27 protein-coding genes and 1 riboswitch are annotated in these 24,638 nt (G+C 42.2%); of the genes, 24 read left to right on the top strand and 3 right to left on the bottom strand.

Going from position 1 to position 24,638, the window contains the following annotated elements; translation table 11 throughout:
* The first annotated feature begins 73 nt into the window (after nucleotides 1-73).
* The 13 genes from HMPREF2832_RS09235 to yidD all read left to right on the top strand — a co-directional run bounded on the left by HMPREF2832_RS09235 (nucleotide 74) and on the right by yidD (nucleotide 8,688).
* On the top strand, nucleotides 74-565 hold the full coding sequence (locus HMPREF2832_RS09235) for an HDIG domain-containing metalloprotein (RefSeq protein ID WP_003005617.1): 492 nt from the start codon (nucleotides 74-76) through the stop codon (nucleotides 563-565).
* Nucleotides 566-593: 28 nt separating this feature from the next.
* Nucleotides 594-1,280, top strand: a complete 687-nt coding sequence (locus HMPREF2832_RS09230; RefSeq protein WP_003008369.1) for a Bax inhibitor-1/YccA family protein — start codon at nucleotides 594-596, stop codon at nucleotides 1,278-1,280.
* 95 nt (nucleotides 1,281-1,375) lie between these two features.
* Entirely contained in the window at nucleotides 1,376-2,626 is a 1,251-nt protein-coding gene (locus tag HMPREF2832_RS09225; protein ID WP_070506936.1) for a diaminopimelate decarboxylase, read from the top strand.
* Between the two features lie 55 nt (nucleotides 2,627-2,681).
* Nucleotides 2,682-2,927 carry a YneF family protein gene (locus HMPREF2832_RS09220; protein ID WP_003008364.1) on the top strand — a complete coding sequence of 82 codons (246 nt, stop codon included), beginning with the start codon at nucleotides 2,682-2,684 and terminating at the stop codon, nucleotides 2,925-2,927.
* A gap of 77 nt (nucleotides 2,928-3,004) precedes the next feature.
* Nucleotides 3,005-3,799, top strand: a complete 795-nt coding sequence (gene racE / locus HMPREF2832_RS09215; RefSeq protein ID WP_070506933.1) for a glutamate racemase — start codon at nucleotides 3,005-3,007, stop codon at nucleotides 3,797-3,799.
* Nucleotides 3,796-4,776, top strand: coding sequence for a nucleoside-triphosphate diphosphatase (locus HMPREF2832_RS09210; RefSeq protein ID WP_049497797.1), 981 nt, complete (start codon nucleotides 3,796-3,798; stop codon nucleotides 4,774-4,776). The genes racE and HMPREF2832_RS09210 overlap by 4 nt, the downstream gene beginning before the upstream one ends.
* Entirely contained in the window at nucleotides 4,749-5,270 is a 522-nt protein-coding gene (locus HMPREF2832_RS09205; protein WP_049497798.1) for a metallophosphoesterase, read from the top strand. The genes HMPREF2832_RS09210 and HMPREF2832_RS09205 overlap by 28 nt, the downstream gene beginning before the upstream one ends.
* Nucleotides 5,267-5,728, top strand: coding sequence for a cyclic-di-AMP-binding protein CbpB (gene cbpB, locus HMPREF2832_RS09200; RefSeq protein WP_003008353.1), 462 nt, complete (start codon nucleotides 5,267-5,269; stop codon nucleotides 5,726-5,728). Before HMPREF2832_RS09205 ends, cbpB begins: the two co-directional genes overlap by 4 nt.
* Nucleotides 5,725-6,456, top strand: a complete 732-nt coding sequence (gene xerD / locus HMPREF2832_RS09195; RefSeq protein ID WP_049497799.1) for a site-specific tyrosine recombinase XerD — start codon at nucleotides 5,725-5,727, stop codon at nucleotides 6,454-6,456. Before cbpB ends, xerD begins: the two co-directional genes overlap by 4 nt.
* On the top strand, nucleotides 6,456-7,175 hold the full coding sequence (locus HMPREF2832_RS09190; RefSeq protein WP_024055478.1) for a segregation/condensation protein A: 720 nt from the start codon (nucleotides 6,456-6,458) through the stop codon (nucleotides 7,173-7,175). Before xerD ends, HMPREF2832_RS09190 begins: the two co-directional genes overlap by 1 nt.
* The gene (scpB, locus tag HMPREF2832_RS09185) at nucleotides 7,159-7,728 is read left to right on the top strand and encodes an SMC-Scp complex subunit ScpB (protein ID WP_003017403.1); all 570 of its coding nucleotides are present in this window, start codon (nucleotides 7,159-7,161) and stop codon (nucleotides 7,726-7,728) included. The genes HMPREF2832_RS09190 and scpB overlap by 17 nt, the downstream gene beginning before the upstream one ends.
* Complete coding sequence (locus HMPREF2832_RS09180) at nucleotides 7,718-8,449, top strand: pseudouridine synthase (RefSeq protein ID WP_003005375.1); 732 nt, start codon at nucleotides 7,718-7,720, stop codon at nucleotides 8,447-8,449. Before scpB ends, HMPREF2832_RS09180 begins: the two co-directional genes overlap by 11 nt.
* Nucleotides 8,446-8,688: a membrane protein insertion efficiency factor YidD gene (gene yidD / locus HMPREF2832_RS09175; protein ID WP_024056192.1), complete on the top strand. Its 243-nt coding sequence runs from the start codon at nucleotides 8,446-8,448 to the stop codon at nucleotides 8,686-8,688. Before HMPREF2832_RS09180 ends, yidD begins: the two co-directional genes overlap by 4 nt.
* Nucleotides 8,689-8,763: 75 nt before the next feature.
* Here the strand turns inward: yidD and HMPREF2832_RS09170 are convergent, their stop codons facing one another.
* Nucleotides 8,764-10,203 carry a TrkH family potassium uptake protein gene (locus HMPREF2832_RS09170; protein WP_049497800.1) on the bottom strand — a complete coding sequence of 480 codons (1,440 nt, stop codon included), beginning with the start codon at nucleotides 10,201-10,203 and terminating at the stop codon, nucleotides 8,764-8,766.
* A gap of 5 nt (nucleotides 10,204-10,208) precedes the next feature.
* Complete coding sequence (trkA, locus tag HMPREF2832_RS09165) at nucleotides 10,209-11,564, bottom strand: Trk system potassium transporter TrkA (RefSeq protein ID WP_070506929.1); 1,356 nt, start codon at nucleotides 11,562-11,564, stop codon at nucleotides 10,209-10,211.
* Nucleotides 11,565-11,897: 333 nt separating this feature from the next.
* On the opposite strand from trkA, the gene trmL reads away from it, so the two are divergent.
* The 7 genes from trmL to HMPREF2832_RS09130 all read left to right on the top strand — a co-directional run bounded on the left by trmL (nucleotide 11,898) and on the right by HMPREF2832_RS09130 (nucleotide 17,957).
* On the top strand, nucleotides 11,898-12,440 hold the full coding sequence (trmL, locus tag HMPREF2832_RS09160) for a tRNA (uridine(34)/cytosine(34)/5-carboxymethylaminomethyluridine(34)-2'-O)-methyltransferase TrmL (RefSeq protein ID WP_070506923.1): 543 nt from the start codon (nucleotides 11,898-11,900) through the stop codon (nucleotides 12,438-12,440).
* An 80-nt stretch (nucleotides 12,441-12,520) separates the two neighbouring features.
* A riboswitch (FMN riboswitch) is annotated at nucleotides 12,521-12,670 on the top strand.
* Between the two features lie 202 nt (nucleotides 12,671-12,872).
* Entirely contained in the window at nucleotides 12,873-13,445 is a 573-nt protein-coding gene (locus tag HMPREF2832_RS09155; RefSeq protein ID WP_410002236.1) for an ECF transporter S component, read from the top strand.
* Complete coding sequence (locus tag HMPREF2832_RS09150) at nucleotides 13,435-14,085, top strand: phosphatase PAP2 family protein (RefSeq protein ID WP_070506914.1); 651 nt, start codon at nucleotides 13,435-13,437, stop codon at nucleotides 14,083-14,085. The genes HMPREF2832_RS09155 and HMPREF2832_RS09150 overlap by 11 nt, the downstream gene beginning before the upstream one ends.
* Nucleotides 14,086-14,142: 57 nt before the next feature.
* Nucleotides 14,143-15,102, top strand: a complete 960-nt coding sequence (locus HMPREF2832_RS09145) for a tRNA modification radical SAM protein MnmL/YtqA (RefSeq protein WP_083306347.1) — start codon at nucleotides 14,143-14,145, stop codon at nucleotides 15,100-15,102.
* Nucleotides 15,086-15,643, top strand: a complete 558-nt coding sequence (locus tag HMPREF2832_RS09140) for a tRNA 5-(aminomethyl)-2-thiouridylate-methyltransferase MnmM (RefSeq protein ID WP_049497805.1) — start codon at nucleotides 15,086-15,088, stop codon at nucleotides 15,641-15,643. Before HMPREF2832_RS09145 ends, HMPREF2832_RS09140 begins: the two co-directional genes overlap by 17 nt.
* Nucleotides 15,636-15,890 (top strand): hypothetical protein, encoded by a 255-nt coding sequence (locus HMPREF2832_RS09135; RefSeq protein WP_049497806.1) that lies wholly within the window; start codon nucleotides 15,636-15,638, stop codon nucleotides 15,888-15,890. The genes HMPREF2832_RS09140 and HMPREF2832_RS09135 overlap by 8 nt, the downstream gene beginning before the upstream one ends.
* A 12-nt stretch (nucleotides 15,891-15,902) precedes the next feature.
* Nucleotides 15,903-17,957, top strand: a complete 2,055-nt coding sequence (locus tag HMPREF2832_RS09130; protein ID WP_049497807.1) for a cation:proton antiporter — start codon at nucleotides 15,903-15,905, stop codon at nucleotides 17,955-17,957.
* A 210-nt stretch (nucleotides 17,958-18,167) separates the two neighbouring features.
* Here HMPREF2832_RS09130 and HMPREF2832_RS09125 read toward each other — a convergent pair whose 3' ends face one another.
* Entirely contained in the window at nucleotides 18,168-18,959 is a 792-nt protein-coding gene (locus tag HMPREF2832_RS09125; RefSeq protein WP_049497808.1) for an ABC transporter ATP-binding protein, read from the bottom strand.
* 74 nt (nucleotides 18,960-19,033) lie between these two features.
* Here HMPREF2832_RS09125 and HMPREF2832_RS09120 point away from each other — a divergent pair, with 74 nt between their 5' ends.
* The 4 genes from HMPREF2832_RS09120 to HMPREF2832_RS09105 all read left to right on the top strand — a co-directional run bounded on the left by HMPREF2832_RS09120 (nucleotide 19,034) and on the right by HMPREF2832_RS09105 (nucleotide 24,629).
* Nucleotides 19,034-20,161: an AI-2E family transporter gene (locus tag HMPREF2832_RS09120; protein WP_070506907.1), complete on the top strand. Its 1,128-nt coding sequence runs from the start codon at nucleotides 19,034-19,036 to the stop codon at nucleotides 20,159-20,161.
* A gap of 136 nt (nucleotides 20,162-20,297) precedes the next feature.
* Nucleotides 20,298-21,779 carry an AcpB/EbpR/MafR family transcriptional regulator gene (locus tag HMPREF2832_RS09115; protein ID WP_070506903.1) on the top strand — a complete coding sequence of 494 codons (1,482 nt, stop codon included), beginning with the start codon at nucleotides 20,298-20,300 and terminating at the stop codon, nucleotides 21,777-21,779.
* A gap of 115 nt (nucleotides 21,780-21,894) precedes the next feature.
* Nucleotides 21,895-23,244, top strand: a complete 1,350-nt coding sequence (locus HMPREF2832_RS09110) for a hemolysin family protein (protein ID WP_070506898.1) — start codon at nucleotides 21,895-21,897, stop codon at nucleotides 23,242-23,244.
* Between the two features lie 407 nt (nucleotides 23,245-23,651).
* Nucleotides 23,652-24,629, top strand: a complete 978-nt coding sequence (locus HMPREF2832_RS09105) for an ABC transporter substrate-binding protein (RefSeq protein ID WP_070506893.1) — start codon at nucleotides 23,652-23,654, stop codon at nucleotides 24,627-24,629.
* Nucleotides 24,630-24,638 lie beyond the last annotated feature (9 nt).

Raw genomic sequence — 24,638 nt, 5'->3', positions numbered from 1 at the left:
GTATACTTAACCTGTAAGAAGAAGTTGATGGAGATCTTATTGGGAGAGCTTATCAACGAAAGGTGGTTATCTTATGCAATATCATCGTGACAAAGAATACATGACCTATGTAGGCCATCTGATCCAGCATCCTAAGGTTCAAAAATTAGCTGACATTCCCCACCATATTCATTCCAATCGTTTGGAGCATTCCATTCATGTTAGCTATACCAGTTATAAACTGGCTAAAAAATTTGGTTGGGATGCCAAAAGTACGGCTCGGGGTGGCCTCCTGCATGACCTCTTTTACTATGATTGGCGCGAGACCAAGTTTACGAAAAGTCACGCCTGGATCCATCCCCGCATTGCCGTGAGAAATGCACGAAAGATCACAGATCTCAATGCCAAGGAAGAAGACATCATTATTAAACATATGTGGGGTGCTACCCTTGCCCCGCCTCGCTACAAAGAATCCTTCGTAGTGACGATGGTGGATAAATACTGGGCTGTTAAGGAAGCTTCAGAACCTTGGCGTAAAAAGATGGCCAAAAGGAGATTTTTTCATCGAAAAATGTTAAAATCATAGTAAACAAATTTGAAAGGAACTTGTTTATATGTATAATGATTCAGTAATCCAAGAACAAAGTGGATTGAATGCTTTTTATAACAAAATCTACTCATTAGTTGGGATCGGTGTTGGGATTTCAGCCCTTGTGTCTGGTCTTATGATGACAGTCTTTCAAGATTTCTTCGTTCAAATCTTGACAACAGCACCAATGGTTTACTATGCAGCAGTGGTTGTAGAATTGATCTTGGTCTTTGTTGCAAGTGGGAAGGCTGTTAAAAATAGCCCGTCTGCTCTTCCGATCTTCTTGATCTACTCAGCTTTGAATGGCTTTACCTTGAGCTTTATCATTGCTCGCTACATGCAAGCAACTGTCTATAAGGCTTTCTTGGTCAGTGCCTTGATGTTTATTGTCATGGGAGCTATCGGACGCGTCGTGAAAAAAGACCTGTCTGGTATGGGACGTGCCTTGATGGGAGTCTTGATCGGTGTGATCATCGCTTCTGTTGTGAACATGTTCTTGAGAAGTTCTGGAATGGACTATATCTTGAGTATTATCTCTGTCTTCCTCTTTGCAGGATTGACAGCTTGGGATAACCAAAAGATTCGCTATGTCTATGATCAAACAAATGGTCAACCTGCTACAGGTTGGGCAGTAGCGATGGCTTTGGAACTTTATCTTGACTTTATCAACCTCTTTATCAGCCTTCTTCGTATCTTCGGAAGAAACGACTAATCAAAGAGCAATTGAGCTGGGGCAGTTGCCTCGGCTTTTTTTGTCTTCCGACTTGTGCTATACTAATAGTGACTAAAGTATAGAAATGAGCGCTTATGAAAACACCTTTTGTAACCCGTGAACAATTAGAAAGCCTGACCCAAAAATTTCCGACCCCTTTCCATCTCTATGACGAAGCAGGAATTCGTGAAACAGCGCGTGCCCTCCATCAAGCTTTTGCTTGGAATGAAGGCTTTAAAGAATACTTTGCCATCAAAGCAACACCCAATCCATCGATCCTAAAAATTTTGCAAGAAGAGGGCTGTGGAGTCGACACGGCCAGCTACGTGGAATTGTTGATGGCGGATAAACTGGGCTTTAGTGGAAAAGAAATCATGTTTTCTTCTAACAATACGCCAGCTGATGAATTTGTCTATGCGAGAGAATTAGGGGCAACGATCAATCTGGACGCCTATGAAGACATTGCTTTCTTGAAGTCTGTGACTAGCATCCCCAAGGTCATTTCTTGCCGCTATAATCCTGGTGGAGTTTTTGAACTGGGAACCGATATTATGGACAATCCGGAAGAAGCTAAGTTTGGCATGACCAAGGAGCAATTGATCCAAGCCTTTATCGAGTTGAAAGAACTAGGTGTGGAAGAGTTTGGCATTCACGCTTTATTGGCTTCTAATACAGTATCCAATGACTACTATCCAGAGTTGGCGCGTCAACTTTTTGAATTGGCAGTGGAAGTCGTCGAGAAAACAGGTGTTCACTTGGGCTTCATCAATCTTTCTGGTGGGGTTGGGGTCAATTACAAACCAGAGCAAGAGCCAAATGATATTGCCATTATTGGGGAGGGCGTACATCGCGTCTTTGATGCGATTCTCAAACCGGCAGGACTTGGTCATGTGAAAATCTATACGGAGCTTGGTCGCTTTATGCTGGCTTCACACGGTCTCTTGGTAACCAGAGTGACGCATAAAAAGAAAACTTACCGGACTTATGTGGGTGTCGATGCTTCAGCTGTGAACCTTCTTAGACCGGCTATGTACGGTGCTTATCACCATATTACTAATATGGATCGTCCAGAGGAACCGACTGAAGTGGTCGATGTCGTGGGAAGTCTTTGTGAAAATAACGATAAATTTGCGAAACAACGAGAACTACCCGTGACTGAGATTGGAGATTTACTTGTGATCCATGACACCGGAGCTCATGGATTTTCAATGGGCTATCAGTACAATGCTAAGTTGCGTTCTGCAGAAGTTTTGCTTCAAGAAGATGGGCAGGCCCGTTTGATTCGTCGAGCAGAAAAACCAGAAGATTATCTTGCGACACTCTACGGCTTTAACATTGAAAAATAAGCGATTGTCTGATATAATGATAGTTATGTAAAAATAATGGATCGGAGAAAATTGTATGAATCTCTTTTTAGGAATTTTGTTGATTATTTTAGCTTTCTTTGGTGGGATGATTGCAGGAATGTTCTTGCTTCGTCGTCAGTTTGAAAAAGAATTTGCATCAAACCCACGTTTGAATGTTGAAGCAGTTCGTACGCTTTTAGGAGCGAGCGGCCAACGTCCAAGCGAAGCAAAAGTTCAACAAGTCTATCGCCAAATTGTGAGCCAACAAAAATCAGCAATGGCGAAAAACAAGAAAAAATAAGAGTGGGGCAATCTCACGATAATAAATGAGAGGGGCTTGGAGGAATTTCTTAGTCCCTCCTTTTGGAAGGAAGAGATATGGATAACCGACCGATTGGTTTTTTAGATTCTGGAGTAGGGGGCCTGACTGTTGTCCGCGAATTGCTCCGTCAGCTTCCTCACGAAGATGTCGTCTATATTGGAGATTCAGCGCGTGCACCTTATGGTCCTAGACCTGCAGACCAAATTCGCGAGTATACTTGGCAGATGGTGAACTTCCTTCTGACCAAAAATGTCAAGATGATTGTCTTAGCCTGTAATACAGCGACGGCAGTTGTTTGGGAAGAAGTCAAGGAGAAGCTTGATATTCCTGTTTTGGGAGTGATATTACCCGGAGCTTCTGCAGCCATTAAATCGACGACCCATCAAAAAATTGGGGTCATTGGGACACCGATGACGGTTTCTTCTGGAATTTATAAAAAGAAGATTCAAAGTCTAGCACCAGACATGGAAGTCAGCAGTCTGGCTTGTCCCAAGTTTGTTCCTTTAGTGGAATCAAACGAGTTGGCATCCAGTGTGACCAAAAAGGTGGTTTACGAAACCCTAAAACCACTAGTTGGAAAGGTTGATACCTTGGTTTTGGGGTGCACCCATTATCCCCTTTTAAAACCGATCATTCAAAATGTGATGGGACCGGATGTCAAATTGATTGATAGTGGAGCTGAGTGTGTTCGGGATATTTCCGTCTTATTAAACTATTTTGAGCTCAATAAGAGTCGTGAACTCTTAGAGCAGACCCACTGCTTTTATACAACTGCAAATGCCAATAGCTTTGCAGCGATTGCCGAAAAATGGCTAGAACGTTCAGTGAATGTGGAGCACATAAATTTATGAGTGACAAACTATTTGAATACAAAGATCCCCAAGATTGGTATATTGCCCAATGGGGAGAAGATGCAGACTACAACCAATTTAGTCAAGTTCCTGCGGAAGCTTCCACTCTGTTAGACCAGCTGGAACTTCTCTTTGCAAAGGATCCTGAAGGATTCCCTCTCAATCTATCGGTGATGCGCTATGGTTCAGCCTTCCGTTTTCTGACCTTTTTGACCGAAATCTTAAACGAGGTCAAGGGAAGAAATTTTGAAATTGTCCAGCGTCAAGGTGCCTTGCTCTTGGTTGAAAAAGGGAAATTGCTTTACTTGCATTTGCCAAGTGATGGAGTGGATTTGGAAGCCTTCTTGGGTCAAGACAAGGTCAAAGATACGATTCTCATTGCGACTCGAAATGAGGGAAAAACCAAAGAATTCCGTAATATGTTTGAAAAGCTGGGCTTTGAAGTGGAAAATCTCAATCAATACCCAGAGCTTCCAGAAGTCGAAGAGACAGGGATGACCTTTGAAGAGAATGCCCGCCTAAAAGCTGAAACCATTGCAGAGCTAACTGGGAAAACAGTCTTAGCAGATGATTCAGGTTTGAAGGTAGATATCTTGGGAGGCTTACCAGGAGTTTGGTCAGCTCGCTTTGCGGGAGTTGGTGCGACAGATGCAGAAAACAATGCGAAATTGTTGCACGAATTGGCTATGGTTTTTGACTTGAAAGATCGTTCAGCCCAGTTCCATACGACCTTGGTAGTTGCAAGACCGGGCAAGGAAAGCCTAGTGGTGGAAGCAGATTGGCCAGGGTATATTAATTTTGAGCCCAAAGGGGAATACGGCTTTGGCTATGACCCTCTCTTCTTAGTTGGGGAAACGGGCCGTGCTGCTGCTGAATTAACGCTAGAAGAAAAAAATACACAATCACATCGTGCTTTAGCTGTTAAAAAGTTATTGGAGGTATTTCCATCATGGCAAAGCAAACAATCATCGTTATGAGTGACTCGCATGGAGACCGCTCCATTGTTGAAGCTATTAAAGAAAAATACCTAGGTCAGGTCGATGGGATCTTTCACAATGGGGATTCTGAATTGAAAAGTGACGATCCTGTCTGGGAAGGGATCCACGTTGTCCAAGGGAATATGGATTTTTATGATGGCTTTCCGGAACGCTTGGTGACCCAACTAGGGCCAACACGGATCATCCAGACCCACGGACATCTCTTCCAGATCAATTTTAGTTTTCAAAAATTGGATCTGTGGGCCCAAGAGGAGGAAGCAGATATCTGTCTATACGGCCATCTTCATATCCCAGATGCTTGGAAGGAAGGAAGAACCCTCTTTGTGAATCCTGGATCCATTAGCCAACCTCGTGGTCTGATTCGCGAGTGTTTGTATGCCAAGATAGAGATTACCGATTCGAACTTCAAGGTAGAGTATTATACGCGAGATCATGAATTGTACCCTGAATTGACAAAGGAGTTTAGCAGATGATAGCAAAGGAATTTGAACGTTTCTTGTTGGCGCAGGAAGAGACGTTCTTAACTCCTGCCAAAAATTTAGCGGTCTTGATTGATACCCACAATGTAGACCATGCGGTTTTGCTGTTGAGCCAGATTAGCTATAGTCGCATCCCGGTAGTGACGGATGAACGCAAGTTTGTGGGGACGATCTCCCTAACGGATATTCTATCTTATCAATTGAAACACGAGATTCCTGAGGAGACTTTTGCTTCGATGGATATCGTAGACGTTGCAAAGAAGGAGGTTGGGGTCATCGGCTTAGACTTCAATTTGACAGAAGTCCTTCACAAGTTGGTGGATGACTCCTTCTTATCGGTGGTGGATGAAGAAGGTTATTTCCAAGGGATTATTACGCGGAAATCGATCCTCAAAGCCATCAATTCGCTCATGCATAATTTTTCAAATGAATACGAGATGATTCCAAAATGAAAGAATTTATTGCAAGTTTTATTGATCAAAAAGAACTAAGTGAAAATTCTCAGTCAGCCTATTTCTATGATTTGGACCAATTTATTGAATCAATTCATGGAAAAGTGACACCGACAAATTTGAGAATTTACCAAGCTTCGATTAAAGATTTTAAACCGGCGGTTCAAAAACGGAAATTATCCGCTGTTAACCAATTTTTATATTATTTGTATCAAGAACGCTTTATTTCTGAATACCATCGTTTGGTCTTGCCTAAAATTCAACCGGCCAAAACCCATGATCGTGAATTATTGAATCTGACCCATTTTTGGGAAGAATCAACTAACCCACAGGGACGCTTGATGGCCTTATTGATTCTGGAGATGGGCTTATTGCCAAGTGAGATCCTCCAAGTCAAGGTCGAAGATATTCAGCTGGACTTTCATGTCATTCGAGTGGGCAAAGATGGCCAAAAACGGGTTTTAAAAGTTCCAGATCCTTTACTGGAAGAGTTGCAACTCTTCCTCGATGGTGTCTATCTCTTTGATAATAAAGGAAAATCTTACTCCCGTCAGTGGGGATTCCGACAGTTAGAAGCCTTCTTGATCGAAAAAGGCAACCAAGACCTTTCGGCCCAATCAATTCGTGAGCAGTATATTTTGAAACAACGTGAACTCGGTGTGGATCTCTTTAGTATTGCGCGTGAATTGGGCCTAAAAACCATGGTGACATTAGAAAAATATAAATAATGGATATTAAAATAAAAGATTTTGAAGGGCCTTTGGACCTCTTGCTCCACTTGGTCTCTAAATACCAGATGGATATCTATGAGGTCCCCTTGATTGAGGTGATTGAACAGTACCTGGCTTATCTGGCGACTCTCCAGGCTATGAAACTAGAGGTAGCAGGGGAATACATGCTGATGGCTAGTCAACTAACCCTGATCAAGAGTCGAAGACTTCTTCCTAAGGTCGCAGAGGAGATGGATGAAGCAGAGGATCTAGAGCAGGACCTCCTTTCTCAATTGGAAGAGTACCGTACTTACAAGCAATTAGGAGAGTTGATGGCCTCGCAGCACGAGGAGCGCGCCCTCTATTATTCGAAACCGAAGATGGAATTGGTCTATGACGATACCGAATTACTTCATGATCGCACCACGGTGGATCTCTTCTTGGCTTTCTCAAAACTATTGACCAAGAAAAAAGAAGAATTCCGCCAGAACCATACAACCATTGTAAAGGATGAATACAAGATTGAGGATCTGATGGACCAGCTGCGTCACCGATTCCACGATCGTTCACAAGTTCTCTTGCAGGACTTGTTTCTAGAAGCAGCGGATCTCCAAGAGGTCATTACCCTATTTCTTGCAACCCTTGAATTGATCAAGATTCAAGAGGTCACAGTGGTACAGGATAGGGCTTTTGGAGAAATTTACTTAAATAGGATTGAACATGAGCAAATTAGCTGAAATTGAAGCACTCTTATTTGTAGCGGGTGAAGAAGGAATTACTGCCAGACAAATCGCAGATCTTCTCTCTTTACCCCCAACAGGTGTGGTGCAAAGTTTAGAAAAATTGGCCCAAAAATACCAGGAGGATACAGATACGAGTCTGTGTTTAATGGAGACAGCTTCCCGTTATAAATTGGTGACAAAGGCAGACTATGCTTCGGTTTTACGAGACTATTCTAGAACGCCTATGAACCAAAGTTTGTCTCGGGCTGCCCTTGAAACCTTGTCAATCATTGCTTATAAGCAACCGATCACCCGCGTGGAAGTTGATGATATTCGAGGCGTCAATTCCAGTGGTGCCATTACCAAACTACTATCATTTGATCTGATCCGCGAAGATGGGAAAAAAGAAGTCCTCGGGCGTCCTAATTTGTATGTCACGACGGAGTATTTTTTGGATTATATGGGGATCAATCATTTGGAGGAATTGCCAAAGGTTGAGGAAGTGGACATCGATCCAGAAGAGGGTCAATTATTTTCAGAGAGAACAGAGGAACTAGATGAGAATTAACAAATATATTGCCCATGCAGGCGTGGCTAGTCGTCGCAAGGCCGAAGAACTGATCAAGCAAGGCCTGGTGACGGTCAATGGCCAAGTTGTGCGTGAATTAGCGACCATCATTAAAACCGGTGATCAGGTTGAAGTAGAAGGGACTCCAATCTATAACGAAGAAAAGGTCTACTATCTATTAAACAAGCCACGTGGCGTCATCTCTAGTGTATCGGATGATAAAGGACGGACAACAGTCGTTGACCTTTTATCTCAAGTGCCAGAGCGTATCTACCCAGTGGGACGTTTGGACTGGGATACATCTGGTGTCTTGATTTTGACCAATGATGGTGATTTTACAGATGAGATGATTCACCCGCGCAATGAAATTGATAAGGTCTATGTGGCGCGTGTCAAAGGGATTGCCAATAAGGAAAACTTGCGTCCCTTGACGCGAGGGGTGACCATTGATGGAAAGAAAACCAAGCCAGCGACTTATGAGATCTTAAAAGTGGATGTCGAAAAGAACCGTTCAGTGGTTCAGTTGACCATTCATGAAGGGCGTAACCACCAGGTTAAAAAGATGTTTGAAGCTGTGGGACTTTTAGTGGATAAACTCTCCCGGACCCAGTTTGGAAATTTGGACGTCTCAGGGCTACGTCCGGGTGAATACCGTCGCTTGAACAAAAAAGAAATCAGCCAGTTGCACAATCTAGCAGTGACTAAATCTAAAAAAGCATGAAAACAATCCTGATTGCGCTGGTCAGAGGCTATCAAAAATGGATCTCTCCCCTATTTCCGCCTTCTTGTCGCTTTCAACCGACCTGTTCCAATTATATGATCCAAGCGATTGAACGTTTTGGTGTGAAAGGTGTCTTGATGGGGATTGCAAGGATCTTACGATGCCATCCTGGAAGCCAGGCGGGGCCAGATCCCTTGCCAGACCACTTTAGTCTGAAGCGAAATGAAGAATCAAAATAGGATGATCGCAAATAAACAGAAACACCCTTAGAAATTATTTTTCTAAGGGTGTTGATTTTGTACAAGAGTTGTCTATCAGCGTTTAGACCATGTTTTAGGGAGGAAGAGAAGAATCATTGGATAGATTTCAAGCCGTCCGGAAATCATGGCTAAGGAAAGCAACAGTTTTGAAATCGGACTAAAGATGGAGAAGGTTTGACCTGTTCCAATCATAGGTCCAATGTTGTTGAAACAACTAAAGACAGCACTGACAACCGTCATGAAGTTATTATTATCTAGACTCACTACAAAGAGTAGGCCGATCGTGATAAAACTGTATATTGTAAAGTACTTGAGGATCTGATGCTGTGTATCCTTATCCAATACCGTATCATTGACATGCAAGGTTAGAACGCGATTCGGGGACAAGGTCGAAAGAACCTGATTTTTTGCGATTCGCCATAAGGTCAAGCACCGAATCACTTTTAGTCCTCCAGCGGTCGATCCAGCAGAACCACCGATGACCATCAGCATCAAGAGGATGAACTGAGAAAAGAGAGGCCATTTTTCCGTCGTTCCATAACCAAAACCGGTGGTGGTGATGATATTGGAAACTTGGAAGAAGGAAATCTCAAAACTCTTAGCGACATTGGCATAGAGATGAAGGACATTGTAAGCGATCAAGACACTGGACACGAGGACGATGGTGATATAGGTCCGCAATTCCTCGTCTTTAAAGAAGGCCTTGAATTTTCGGATCATGAGGAAGTAGTAGAGGTTAAAGTTAACCCCGAAGACTAAAACCCCGATACTGACTAAATAGGTGATCAAACTACTATTGTAGTGGGCGATCCCATCGTTAAAAACGGTAAAGCCCCCAGTCCCAGCCGTCCCCATGGCGATGACAAAACTATCATAAAGGGGCATGCCGGCAAGGAAATAAAGAACCACAAAGAGGAAGAACAAGCCCAAGTACAAGAAGTAGAGGATTTGAGCTGTGTTTTTTAATTTGGAAACGACCTTTCCAAAAACTGGACCAGGAACTTCCGCCTTCATGACTTCGAGGTGGCTGTTCTTGTTATTGTCCATAATGGCAAGGGCGAAGACCAATACTCCCATCCCACCGATCAAGTGGGTGAAACTGCGCCAAAAGAGGAGGGAGTGGCTGAGGACACCCACATCATCTAAAATCGTTGCCCCTGTTGTTGTAAAGCCGGAGCTGACTTCAAAGAAGGCATCGATAATGTTGGGGATTTGTCCCGAAAAGACAAAGGGAAGGGCACCAAAGAAGGACCAGAGAATCCAACAGAGTGCTACAATCAGGACTCCTTCTTTAGCATAAATGTGAAAGTCCTTTGGTTTGTGAAAACTACCAAGTAGCCCCAGCCCAAGTAAGATGGCCATGGTTGCCCCAATAGAGACAAAGACCTTGGCAGGTTCCTGATAGATCGTAGCGACGACTAAGGGAACGATCAGGAGAGCTGCCTCGATTAAGAGGAGTTTGGACAAGAGGTAACGAATCATGCTTCTATTCATCAGGCTTACCTCTCAACTAAATCGTAGATTTTAGTGATATTTTGAATCAGGGTGGTCACGACAATCCGATCTCCTACCATCAAACGGTCATCTCCATTAGGGAAAATAGCCTTACCATCTCGAATAATGGCAGCGATTAAGACGCCTTTTTTTAATTTCAATTCAGAGAGGGGATATTGGGTTAGTTTATTGTCTTCCTTAATTTGGAACTGCAAGGTTTCAATCCGACCGTTTGCGACATGGTGCAGGGCTTCTAGGTTTGAGAACTGTGCATTGTAACGTCCACGAATAAAGTGCATAATAGTATCCACGGCGATGCGTTTTGGCGTAACGATACTGGTCATATCTTGATCGCCAATGATCTCCAACAGACTGGTTCGGTTGACCTTGGTAATGTTCTTTTTGACGCCGACAGAATCCAAGAACATGGAGGTGATGATGTTTTCTTCATCGACTCCTGTCAAAGTAGCCACAGCATCGAAGTTATTGGCACTCTCTTCTAAAAGAATGTCTTTGGCAGTTCCGTCTCCATGGACGACATAGAGATCAGGAAATTCCTGACTAAAGAATTCCGCCCGTTCACGATTGACTTCTAAAACCTTGAGATCGATCTTGCGGCGCACATCTTGAAGAATATTGAGTAGGTAGTAAGCAATTTTCCCAGCACCAATGATCATCATGCTCTTAATGACCTGAGGGCGAACATTGTTGTGGAAGAGAACGACCTCGATCCGGTTACCTGTTACGAAAATCTTGTCTTGAGGTTGCAAGACAAAATCTCCGTTTGGAATGGTGAGTTCGTTGCCACGCTCGATTGCACAAACAATGACATTTCCGTATTTCTTCCGGAATTGGGATAGACTCATATTGCAGAGATTGCTATCTGGCTTGATTTTAAATTCCATCAAGGCTACCCGACCATTGGCAAAATGCTCCACAGAGAGGGCATTTGGGAAGTCAATGATATTGGCAATATAACGAGCTGACAGCAATTCCGGATTGACAACCAGGGAGAAGCCCAAGATATTTTTTTCCTTGAAGTAGGAATTGGAATATTCCGGATTCCGCACTCGAACGATGGTCTCTTTGGCTCCCATTTTTTTAGCCAAAACAGCGGAGACCATGTTAACCTCGTCGTACTCGGTCATAGTAATGAAGATATCGCAGTTTTCAACATCCGCTTGCTCCAAGATCTTGAAGTTCGCCCCATTCCCTAAAATTCCAATGATATCAAACCGTTTGGTAATATGGTTAAGAACGGATTCGTCTTTTTCGATCAAAATAACATCGTGGTTTTCAGCAACGAGAGAACGACAAAGGGCCGTTCCGACCTTTCCTCCACCAACAACAATAATTTTCATAGAATACCTCCAGAGTATGCTTCTATCATACTCTATTTTCAAGAAAAATTCATCTTTTTTAAGGATTTTCTGGTGGAATTTTGAGAAGCTAAGAACAAGTAGGAAAAATCGTCAGAAGAGTAGAATGAGGAGGGAGCGAAAACTTTGATAAAGTTTCTTAAAAAAATCTAAAAAAACTATTGACAGGAGCTTCAAAAGTGATATACTTAGAAAGTACCTTCGTTGATTTACCTCAAACCTGTTGTGAGTTAAGTTAATGAAGCTGTAACCACGCTGTTTGCTGAGCTTGACTCCGGGCAGTGTGGCTATTTTTTTATCAGAAAGAGATCGAGTATGAATATTGAAGAACTGGACTACCAAGAGTCAACTACTCAAAATCACATTGTCTTGTTCCAACCTCAGATTCCACAAAATACGGGAAATATTGCACGGACTTGTGCGGCGACCAATTCCCCCTTGCATATCATTCGCCCTATGGCTTTTCCGATCGATGATCGCAAAATGAAGCGAGCAGGACTCGATTATTGGGACAAGCTGGATGTCCGTTTTTATGATAGCTTGGAAGAGTTTATGGAAGCGGCGCGCGACGGTCAGGTGCACCTAGTGTCCAAGTTTGCAAATCAGACCTATTCGGACGTTTCTTATCAGGATGGGAAGTCCCATTATTTCTTGTTTGGACGCGAGGATAAAGGATTGCCGGAAGATTTTATGCGCCAGCACGAAGAGAAGGCCATTCGCATTCCGATGAATGATGAGCATGTCCGTAGTTTAAATGTCTCCAATACCGTCTGCATGATTGTCTATGAGGCTCTCCGCCAGCAAGGTTTTAAGGGGCTGGAGTTGAGCCATCGTTATGAACACGACAAGCTCAAATAGCCGATGAAAACTAAAAAACCGAACGATGTAATCTATAAAGTTACAAAACTTGCCTTAGCAAGTTTTTTTTGTTATGATTAAGAAGTCTTCAGGGCAGGGTGTAATTCCCGACCGGCGGTGACTTTTACGAGGAAATGTTCTTTTCCATACTCTAAAAGAAGTCCGCGAGCGCAAGCTGATGTGGTGTGACTCCACAACCGACAGTATAGTCTGGATGGGAGAAGACGAGAGACGAATAGTCTGACAGCTATTCTGATCTGTTTAGAGCTGATGCATGGGAATAGTACGTTGGAGTCTAAGACTGACTAACGGCATGTTACGATGGAGACCAGCAAAAGTAACTAGAATAGTTTCTAGTTTAAGCTTTGTTTAAATAGTTTAGAGTAGAATGATGGAGTAGACGTCTTTCCAGCTTCTCTAATTTTTAAAAAATTGGAGGAACCTGTTATGACAAATACACGTAAACTGACCCTAGTGGCTGTTTTATCCGCATTATCTTTTATTTTGATGTTCTATCAATTTTCTTTCTTGATAGATTTCTTCAAAATTGATTTGAGTATCATTGCCATCTTGTTGGCCTTGGTCCTGTTGGATTTTAAAAGTGCCGTTTGGGTGACCTTGATCCGATCTGTTCTTAAATTAGCTCTTAATAATAAGGGGCTTGAAACCTTGATTGGATTACCAATCAATATCATTGGAGTTCTTGTTTTTGTCCTTGCTTTTGCATGGATTTGGAACAAAGAACGGACCCATGGTCGATTTGTCCTGGCAACGATTGTTGGGACGATCAGCTTGAGTATCACGATGGTATTGGTGAACTATGTCTATGCAATCCCTTTGTATGCTCGCTTTATGAACTATGATATTTCGAAAACACTAGGGCTTGTCCACTATTTAGCCGCAATGGTTGCACCGTTTAACCTGATCGAAGGGGTGATTTGGGCCATCGCATTTGGGTTGATCTATACCTTATTGCAACCGATTTTGGAAAAATATGAAAAATAAACAACAACATTGGGCGAAGGCAAGCTTCGCCCTTCTCATTTTTGTCATTCTTGGGTATGTGATTCGTTTTTACCCGCAACAATTAACTGGTTTTGATAGCACGATTCAATCTGCTATCCGAGGCGATCTGCCTACAGCACTGACAGCCTTCTTTACCAAGGTAACCCATGTCATGGATACCAAGATCATTGTCATCTGGGTGGCTCTTCTGTTGGCTGTCTTTGCCTATAAGAAATGGTACAGCGAAGCCCTCTTTCTGGGGAGCAATCTAGTATTGACCGGGCTTTTGGTTCTTCTTCTGAAGAATATCTACCAGAGACCGAGACCAAGTATTCTTCATCTAGTAGAGGAAAAGGGCTTTTCTTTCCCGAGTGGTCATTCACTGGCGTCTACCCTTGTTTTGGGAAGTTTGATCATCATAATCGGCCAACATTTTAAACATAAAACTGCCCGCTATTGCCTTCAAGCCTTGCTGGTTCTGGGAATTGTGACCATTGTGGTTTCCCGCATTTATGTTGGGGTCCACTACCCATCAGACGTTCTTGGCAGTATGATTTTGGGTCTTGCTGTCTTACAGTTTGAGTATCCCTTGTATGATCGCTTGCGATTTCAATGGCGCTTTACAGGCAAGCAAAAATAAGCATCTAACAACTAGGAGTTGAACTCGCGTTTTGAGTTCGACTCTTTTTTTGCTATAATGAAGGGTATGAAATCCTACAATACTTTGAATGATTATTATCGAACCTTATTTGGAGAAAAGACCTTTAAAGTCCCTATTGATGCAGGCTTTGATTGTCCCAATCGAGACGGAACAGTCGCCCATGGTGGCTGTACTTTTTGTACGGTCTCGGGTTCAGGAGATGCCATTGTGGCCCCAGAAGCTCCGATTCGAGAACAATTTTACAAAGAGATTGACTTTATGCATCGGAAATGGCCGGATGTGAAGAAGTACCTGGTCTATTTTCAAAATTTTACCAATACCCACGATAAAGTGGAAGTCATTCGAGAGCGGTATGAACAGGCCATCAATGAACCAGGAGTGGTAGGAATCAACATTGGTACGCGTCCGGACTGTTTACCAGATGAGACCTTGGCCTACCTAGCAGAGCTGACAGAGCGCATGCATGTGACGATTGAGTTGGGTCTTCAGACGACTTATGAAGCGACTTCTGAATTGATCAATCGTGCCCATAGTTATGATCTTTATGTTGGAACAGTCAAGCGTATTCGCAAACAGGTGCCTAAGGCTGAGATCGTCTCTCATCTGATTAATGGTCTACCTGGGGAGACGCATGAGATGATGGTGGAAAATGTTCGCCGTTGTGTGACTGATAATGAGATTGATGGCATCAAGTTGCACCTCTTGCATTTGATGACCAATACACGGATGCAACGGGACTATCATGAAGGACGACTTCAACTCATGAGCCAGGAGGAGTATGTCAAGGTCATCTGTGACCAGTTGGAAATCATCCCCAAACACATTGTCATCCACCGGATTACGGGAGACGCCCCACGGGATATGTTGATTGGCCCTATGTGGAGCCTCAACAAATGGGAAGTCCTAAACGCTATTGAAACTGAAATGCGTCGGCGTGGAAGTACCCAAGGATGTAAGCTAGAAGAAAAGGAGACTGCCGATGCTTCGACCACTTGAAATGGCCCATCAATTTTTAGCAGAAGTCATCACCAAAGAAGATGTGGTGGTGGATGCGACCATGGGAAATGGACATGATACAGCTTTTTTAGCCCAACGAGCAGGCCAGGTCTATGCCTTTGATATTCAAGAGCAAGCACTTGTAAATACCCAGGAAAGATTGAAAAAGTTGGGTCTTCAACATGTCCGGTTGATTTTGGATGGTCACCAGCATGTGGACCAATATGTGGAGACCCTCAAAGCAGCTATTTTTAATCTGGGTTATCTGCCATCTGCGGATAAATCGGTCATTACTCTTCCGGCTACTACGATTGAAGCGATGGAAAAAATCTGTGCTCGCCTAGAAAAAGGTGGGCGAATTGCTATTATGATCTATTATGGTCATGAGGGAGGAGACATCGAGCGTGATGCAGTGTTAGACTTTGTCAGTCAGCTCCCTCAAAAAGACTATACAGTGACCATCTACCGGACACTGAATCAAGTGAATCAGCCACCGTTTTTGGTCATGATCGAAAAATTAGAAAGCTACCGTCATGGATAAAGAATATTTAAAGAATAAAATCGAAGGATTGAGACATGATTTTGTCGAATCAACCATCCACGAGCGTGCAATAGGTTTTTATGATGAAGCCCATATGACCAAAAAGATGCTCAAAATAAAAAAGAAATTGGTTTCGCTTGAGATGGAACGGTGCCAAAAGAAGATTGAGCACAAGGATGTAACCAAGACAGACCAAAAGATTGCGGAGTTAAAACAGCAATTTGAGACCTGCTGCCAAGAACGCTAAGGAGGGAGTGATATGGAACTACTCCTTTATGCAGTGATCTTTTCGATGATTTTGATCGTCTCAAATGCCACGAATAAACTTGTGCCGAGCCTTCCTCTGCCCTTGATTCAAATTTTACTAGGGATTGGTTGGGCTCTCTTTGTGCCCGAAGAAAATTTTCATCTGGATACCGAGCTCTTTCTGGCCTTGGTCATTGGCCCTCTCTTATTTCGAGAAGCAGAAGAAGCAGATATTACTTCCGTCTTAAAGCACTGGCGGGTCATCCTCTATTTGATTTTCCCAGTGATTTTTATCTCCACCATTAGTTTGGGCTGGGCAGCTCACTCCTTGTGGCTGAGCCTTCCTTTAGCAGCCTGTATGGCAGTAGGGGCAGCCCTTGGGCCTACCGACTTAGTAGCCTTTGCTTCTCTGTCTGAGCGCTTTAGCTTTCCAAAGCGGGTTTCGAATATCTTAAAAGGCGAAGGATTACTAAATGATGCCTCAGGTCTAGTTGCCTTTCGAGTGGCCTTGGCAGCCCTTGCGACCGGAAGTTTCTCCCTTGGAGAGGCAGGGGTTTCCTTAGGAATCTCCATTATTGGAGGATTTGCGGTGGGGATCTTGACGGCCTTTGTGAACCGGTGGTTGCAAACCTTGCTCTTGAGTGTTCGCGCCAGTGATATTGCCAGTGAATTGTTATTAGAACTGAGTCTCCCACTGTTGACCTTCTTCCTAGCAGAAGAACTCCATGTCTCTGGTATCATTGCAGTAGTTGTGTCAGGGATCCTAAAAGCCAGTCGCTTTAAGCACATTACCCTCCTTGAAGCGCGGGTAGATACTGTGAGTCATACTGTCTGGAATACGGTCAACTTTATCTTAAATGGGTCGGTCTTTGTCATCTTAGGAATGGAATTGGAAATGATCTCCAAGCCCATCTTAAGTAGTCCCATTTACAATAATCTTCTTTTAGTTCTTTCTGTCTTTCTGTTGACAGCCTTGCTCTTTTTGATTCGTTTTGTCATGGTTTACCTCTTTTATTGGTTCCGAACGGTTCGACTAAAAAAATCGTTAAGAAATTATCTAAAAGATGCCTTATTGCTGACCTTTTCGGGTGTGAAGGGAACGGTTTCGATTGCGACGATTCTTTTGATTCCAACCAAGATCGAAAAAGAATACCCTATCCTACTCTTTTTAGTGGCAGGAGTTACCCTTGTCAGCTTTATTGCAGGCTTAGTGGTACTTCCAAAATTATCAGAAGAAAAGGAAGAAACCAATGACTACCTGATGCAGATCGCGATTTTAAATGATGTCGTCATGGAATTAGAAGCAGACCTAAAGAATAGCAAGCACAAGGGTCCCTTGTATGCGGCGATTGATAACTACCATGGCCGCATAGAAAACTTGATTCTAGGCCAAGAAAACAGGCTCATTCAAAAGGACTGGGAACAGTTGAAGCTCCTGATTTTGAGTATTGAAAGTGACGGCTTGGAACAGGCCTATGAAGAAGGAAAGATTCGAGAGCGGGGCTACCGTGTCTACCAACGCTATCTTCGCAATATGGAGCAACGTGTCAATCGCAATCTTTCGTCTCGCTTAACCTATTACCTCTTGGTGTCTTTCCGACTTTTGCGTTTATTAGTTCATGAGATCTTAACTTTTGGATCTGGCTTGCGAAACTGGTGGACCCGAGAAGACAGTAAGTTAGAGGCCATTGATTATGACCAGATTGCGGCCCTTTATCTGGCCAATACGGAAATCATTATCGAAAGTTTGGAAGACCTCAAGGGGGTTTATCGGAGCAGTTTGATCTCTTTCCTACAAGAATCTCGTCTGAGAGAGACAGCTATTATTACCAGTGGGGCCTTTGTGGAGCGGGTTATTAATCGCGTGAAACCAAATAATATCGATGAAATGTTGAGAGGCTATTATTTGGAGCGTAAGATTATTTTTGAATATGAAGCGCAACACCTGATTACCGCCAAGCAAGCGCGCCGTATGCGACAAAATGTCAATGAATTAGAAAGCTATTCCCTAAGAGAAAGTGCCAATACGCTTCCATACGATTTGATCGAGTATGCACGAAATCGTTGAGATAAGAGGAAAAGAGGCTGGACAAAAGTCCTAGCCTCTCAATTATTTTTGGATTGTCGATCAAGATGCAGTGGTTGAGTGGGATATACTACGCTGATTTCATCAGCTTTTACAGCCTTACTCAACTGTGCGGAGGTGGGACAACGAAATCGAATTCTAACGAATTACCGATTTCTGTCCCACTCTCTTATTGCTTTATTCACTTTCTTTTCAGTGTGCGATTTCTGGTTTGACAAAGAGTCGCTCGTCACCAAGATCAATAAGGGATACAGGAGCTTCGTAAAAATGGCTGAGAACACCTGGTGTTAGAATTTGATCTTTTGGTCCTTGCTCAACCACTTGGCCATGTTTGAGTAAGAGGACATGGGTCATGTCTTTTGTAATTTCCTCGGCATGGTGGGTGACGTAGATCATGGTTGGCGCGTGATCCAGTTGTTTGATATGATGGATCTGGCGGAGGAGCTTTTCTCTGGCAAAGAGATCCAATCCACTAGAAGCTTCGTCAAAAATGATCAGATCTGGCTGGTCCATGAGGCTTCGTGCAATGAGAACGGTCTGCTTTTCTCCCTGGGAGAGCTCACGGTATTTGCGACCGATCAAAGCGCTAGCTCCAATCGAAGTTAGCATATCCCGTGCCCAGTTTAGTTCTTCCTCCCCGTATGCAGCATATAAAATACTACTCTTGTATTGACCAGTTAGGACAATTTGTTCTGTCAAAAAATGCTCTGGCAGTCTTTCTGAAATAAAAGAGCTTACGATTCCAATACGCTTCCGCAACTCAGGAATTCCTCCTTCTCCAAAGCGGGTTCCAAGGACCGTTACTTGGCCGGAACTAGCCCAATATTCAGACATGAGCAGTTTGAGGAGGGTCGATTTTCCTGCCCCATTGAGGCCTAAAATGGCCCAGCATTCATTTTCTTTCACTTGCCAGTTAATCTCTTTCAAAAGAGCTTTTCCATTACGGATCAAATTGACGTCTTGTAGTTCAATCAAATTCTTCATAACTTCATCCTTTTGATTAAAATCTCCTTTATTCTAACATAAAATATGGTAGAATAGAAAACAGGAGGTAAGGAATGTTTCGAAATAGTAAATTGTTATTCTGGACATGTGAGATTTTATTATTGACGGTGATTTTCTATATTTGGAAATCAATGGGGACTTTGATTTCTCCGTTTGTATCTGTTCTGAATACCATCCTCTTACCATTTTTAATTGCAGGTTTTTTATATTACATTACCAATCCAGTTGTTGAATTGTTGGAAAAACACTTAAAAATCAAGCGTGTGTTTGGGATTTTGATCACTTTGGTCCTCTTGTTTGGGATCATTGGCTTAGGGATTTTTTATCTGCTCCCCATCTTGATCAATCAGTTAACCAGCTTGATCAATTCAACTCAAGGACTTTACTGGGAAGTCCAAAGTTTGGTTCGAAAACTTTCGACCAATCCTTTGTTCCAGAATGTGAATATCCAGTCGACGATTCAGCAGTTGAATCTCTCTTATATGGATATCCTACAAAATCTCTTGAATAGTGTGACCAACAGTTTAGGAAGTGTGGTTAACACCATTGTCAATACGGTCTTTATCTTGATCATGACCCCCGTCTTCTTGGTTTATTTCTTGGTCGATGGGAAGAAGTTATTGCCGATGTTGGAGCGAACCATTCTACGCAATGACAAACTCCACATTTCAAGCCTCTTGGTTAGTCTGAATGAAACAGTCTCTCGCTATATTAGTGGGATTTCGATCGATGCCTTGATCATTGGAACCCTAGCCTATATTGGCTATAGTTTTATTGGATTGAAGTACGCTTTGGTCTTTGCCATCTTTTCTGGATTGGCCAACCTCATTCCCTATGTAGGACCAACCATCGGCTTGATTCCGATGGTCATCACTTATGCTTTTACCGATATGGATATGATGATCAAAGCAGTCATTTACATGTTGATTATCCAGCAGATCGATGGGAATATTCTTTATCCGCGTATCGTTGGAGGCGTGATGAAGGTTCACCCGATTACCATTATGGTCCTCTTGTTACTCTCAAGTAATATCTACGGTATTATCGGGATGGTCGTTGCGATTCCAGTCTATTCGATTGGAAAAGAAATTGTAAAATTCTTGGTAAATCTTTATGATAACCACCGTGCTGCTAAGGAGCAGAAGAAAAAAGAAGAATTTGGAATCATTAATAAATCCTAGACTCTAGCGCCTATATGGGCCTTGGAGTCTTTTTTGTACATTTTTTTGAAAAAATGCTGGAAAAAAGTCAACAAGTGCTATGAAATGTGTTAAAATATAAGTGATTTTGAAAGAAAATATGAAAAGGTAGGAAAAGATGAGACTGCTCTTATCCAAAAAACAGAGACGCCAATTGCAATTATTGGAAATCTTGATTAAGGAAAAAAGATGGTTCCACTTGAAAGAGTTGGCCAAGCGTTTGGATTGTACAGAACGTTCGTTAAAAGAGGATTTGTCTAATCTTCGTAGTACATTTGATGACTTTTTAATTGAATCCTCTACCAATGGGATCAAAATCAGTTATGAGGATTCGGTTGGGCTTGAGGTGATTTATCATCACTTTTTTAAAGAATCACAAGCCTTCGAATTGATTGAATATCTCTTCTTCAACAAGGATGTTTCTAATGAATATATTTGCAGAAAGTTTGATCTGAGTTACCAATCTTTCTACCGCTTGATTCGGACGATCAATCAGAAACTTCAAACCAAATACAATGTAAAGATTGATTTGAAACCCTTGAATCTTGTCGGGGATGAAGTAGATGTTCGTTTCTTCTATGCCCAGTATTTTGCGGAACGTTATTACTATATGGAGTGGCCTTTCCCAGAATTTAAGGAAGAGGCGGTGACCGATTTGATCACCTTCTTCTTCAAACTCTATGGCTATCCATTGACCTTCTCTTTACTCAGGTCTTATAAAGTTCTCTTGACAGTCTACTTATCACGTATTAAGCAGGGCTATTTTATTGACATGCCAACGAACTATGATGTGTATAAAGACCAGTATCAAGGGGTGACCAATGTCGAGGGGATGTTGCGCTACTTTAGTTTGCAGTTGGGTGTCGAGTTGAATGAAAGAGTGCTGGAGCAATTCTTCATCATCTTCATTCAAGAGAATTTCTATTTCAGCCCAGAAAGCTTGGTCGAAGCTGCAGAAACTGATCCGTATGCCAAAGAATCGACCAGACTCATCAAAGATATGTTCAAGGATCTATGCTATACCTATGATTTAGACATTGAAAATCTTGATGAGATGTTGATGCACGTTCACAATACGGCTCACTTAGGTCGGAAGGAATTATTCTCCGAGTTCCTCTTATTTGATACGAAGACCAATACCAACGAAGATTTCATGAGCATCTTCCCAGCCTTCTATGATGATTTGAAGGAGCATATCATCACTTATATGAAGACCATGAAGCATGATCTGAACGAAGAGATCATCAAGCACATGATCTACACGGTCTATACTCACTGGGAACGTCTCTTACCGCAGTTGTTGCGCCGACGGAAGTCTATTAAGGTCTTGATTATCAGTCGTTTTGACGATCACCATGCAAAATCCATGATTGATTTCCTTGATTTCTACTGTACGGATAACTTTGAATTTACACAGATGATCAAGTACAATCTGACAGTGGATGATATCGAAGCTTCGGATGCAGATGTGGTGGTAGCCAACTTTATGATGCCCGAATTAAAGAAAAAACCTTTTATCTGTACAAGTAGTCTCTCATCGCTTGAGCTGGTTGAAAAACTCAATGCCTTCTTTTATGATTTTACCAGTGCAGAACACTAAAATCAGGACCTGGTCCTGATTTTTTGATGGTAAAAAAAGAAAATTTTATAGAAGAATGCAGGCTCTCCTATTTTGTGGTATAATATACAATATTATATACTGGAGGAAACTATCCATGGAAGACCCTGGCAGTCAGGAAATTTTACTGGAATTTATTTTATTGATTGTTTTGACATTATTGAACGCCTTTTTTTCGGCGACTGAAATGTCAATGGTATCGTTAAATCGCTCTCGTGTAGAGCAAAAGGCTGAAGAAGGAGATAAAAGATACATCCGTCTTCTTAGCGTTTTGGAACAGCCCAACCATTTCTTATCCACTATTCAGGTGGGGATCACCTTGATTACCATCTTATCTGGGGCGAGTCTTGCAGAAAGTCTCGGTCATGTCATTGCTGGATGGATGGGCAATACTAAAACGGCTCTTGCAGCTGGAAGCTTTTTATCTCTAGCATTTTTGACTTATATTTCGATCGTGTTTGGCGAACTCTATCCGAAACGAATCGCTATGAACCTAAAAGATGAGTTGGCTGTTCGAACAGCTCCGATTGTGATTCTATTAGGAAAAATTGTCAGCCCCTTTGTTTGGTTGCTTTCAGCATCGACCAACCTTTTGAGCCGTATCACGCCAATGGAATTCGATGATCCGGATGAAAAGATGACGCGGGATGAAATCGAGTATATGCTGACCAATAGTGAAGCAACACTAGATGCGGACGAGATTGAGATGCTCCAAGGGATCTTTTCATTAGATGAAATGGTAGCGCGTGAAGTCATGGTTCCACGGACAGATGCCTTCATGGTTGATATCAATGATGATACCAAAGAAATTATTGAAAGTATCCTTAAGCAAAACTTTTCACGAATTCCTGTCTATGATGATGACAAGGACAATGTCATCGGCCTCATCCATACCAAACGTCTCTTGAACGAAGGATTTATCAATGGCTTTGATAATATTGTCTTAAGAAAGATTTTACAAGAACCTTTGTTTGTTCCAGAAACCATTTTTGTGGATGATCTTTTGAAGGAATTGCGCAATACGCAAAATCAAATGGCCATTCTACTCGATGAATATGGCGGGATGTCTGGCTTGGTCACTCTTGAAGACCTCTTGGAAGAAATCGTCGGTGAAATTGACGATGAGACTGACAAAGCTGAAATTGATGTTTTTGAAATTGGGGATAATACTTATGTCGTGCAAGGAGCTATGTCACTAAACGACTTTAATGAATACTTTGGCGTTGAGTTGGAAAGTGATGATGTGGATACTATTGCAGGGTATTATTTGACTGAAGTTGGGCGGATTCCATCCTTGAAAGAACGCCTCAGCTGTGAAGTCGATAGTCAAAAGAAACACTTGATCTTGACTAATGACAAGGTGAAAAACGGTCGTGTGACCAAGGTGAAAGTTGAAATTTCTGAAATCGTCGAAGAAGATGAAGAAACCAAATCAAAAGAAGATTAGAAAATAGAGGCCTGGACGTGTTCCAGCCTCTGTTTTTTTCTTGTCAGGGCTAGTTGAATTTTCAAAAAATTTTAAAAATTTCTGAAATATTCTTGACAGCCAAAATAAATTAAGGTAAGATAATACCCATAAATAAAGAAAGCAGAAAATAAACATGAAGCAACAAGCCATTTCAACTCAAAAATTTTACTTTAGCTACTTTAGATAGTGTTTGTAGACATGATCTCATGGATGCAAACAACCCAAACAATTTGTTTGTATCTATGTGGCTAAGATTTTTGATGATGGTCCATAGAGCTAGTATCTAAATGGACCGAGGTTTTGTAACTTGTTGGAGAATTTCAAGCATCCGTTTAGAGAATGATCTAAGCGGATTTTTTGTTTATTTGCAGAAGAGGAGTCAAAAAATGAAAGTAGTGAAGAAATTACTAGCACCTGTCCTGGTTGTAGGACTTCTGTTAACATCATTGGTGACCTTACACCATCTGAAGGATGCTAAAAAGGACAATGTCTTTCGAATTGGGATTTCCCAGTACATCACCCATAAGTCGCTTGATGCAACACGAAAAGGCTTTATCGAAGAGTTGAAGAAAGAGGGCTATGTGGATGGGAAAAATATCCAAATTGATTTCCAAAATGCTCAAGGGGAGCAACGAAATCTGAAAAACATTTCCAAACAATTGGCGGAAGAAAGTGATCTCGTCTTTGCGATTGCAACACCTTCGGCTCAAAGTTTGGCTAATACGACGAAAACAACACCGGTTGTCTTCTCAGCTGTGACCGATCCATTGGCAGCGAAATTGGTGAAAAACTTGAAAGAGCCTGGTGGCAATATCACAGGGACAAGTGACCAGTCAGAAGATGCGATCTCTACACAGGTAGACATGATTAAGCAAGTGCTTCCAACGGCGAAAACAGTTGGGATCCTCTATACGCAAAGTGAGCCTAACTCAGTCGTCCAAAAAGATAATGCGAAGAAGATCCTTGAAGCTAAAGGCTATCAAGTGGTTGAAAAAACAATTCTCGATAGTAACAATGTGAAAGCTGCAGCAGACAGTATCATGTCAGAAGCAGATATCGTCTTTGTTCCGACAGACAATATTATCTCTTCTACAATGGAAACTGTAAAACAGGTATCGATTAGTCATAAGGTGCCAGTTTTTGGAGGTTCTGCTGAAATGGTGGCTACTGGTGGTTTGTACAACTTTGGTACCGATTATGAGGAATTGGGAAGACAAGCTGCTCGGATGGCCATTCGCATCATGAAGGGTGAGAAACCTGGGAAAGTCGCAGTTGAAACACCTGAAAAATTAGAATTGCATACCAATAAAGAGATGGCCAAAGAGCTTGGAATTGATATTAGCTCGTTGAAGGTAGAAAAATAGGAGGTTTGA

This window comes from Streptococcus sp. HMSC073D05, assembly GCF_001812015.1.
GTDB classification, from domain to species: domain Bacteria; phylum Bacillota; class Bacilli; order Lactobacillales; family Streptococcaceae; genus Streptococcus; species Streptococcus parasanguinis_D.
The sequence above is the reverse complement of the archived record's forward strand: the minus strand, read 5'-3'. Positions and strand labels throughout refer to the sequence as shown.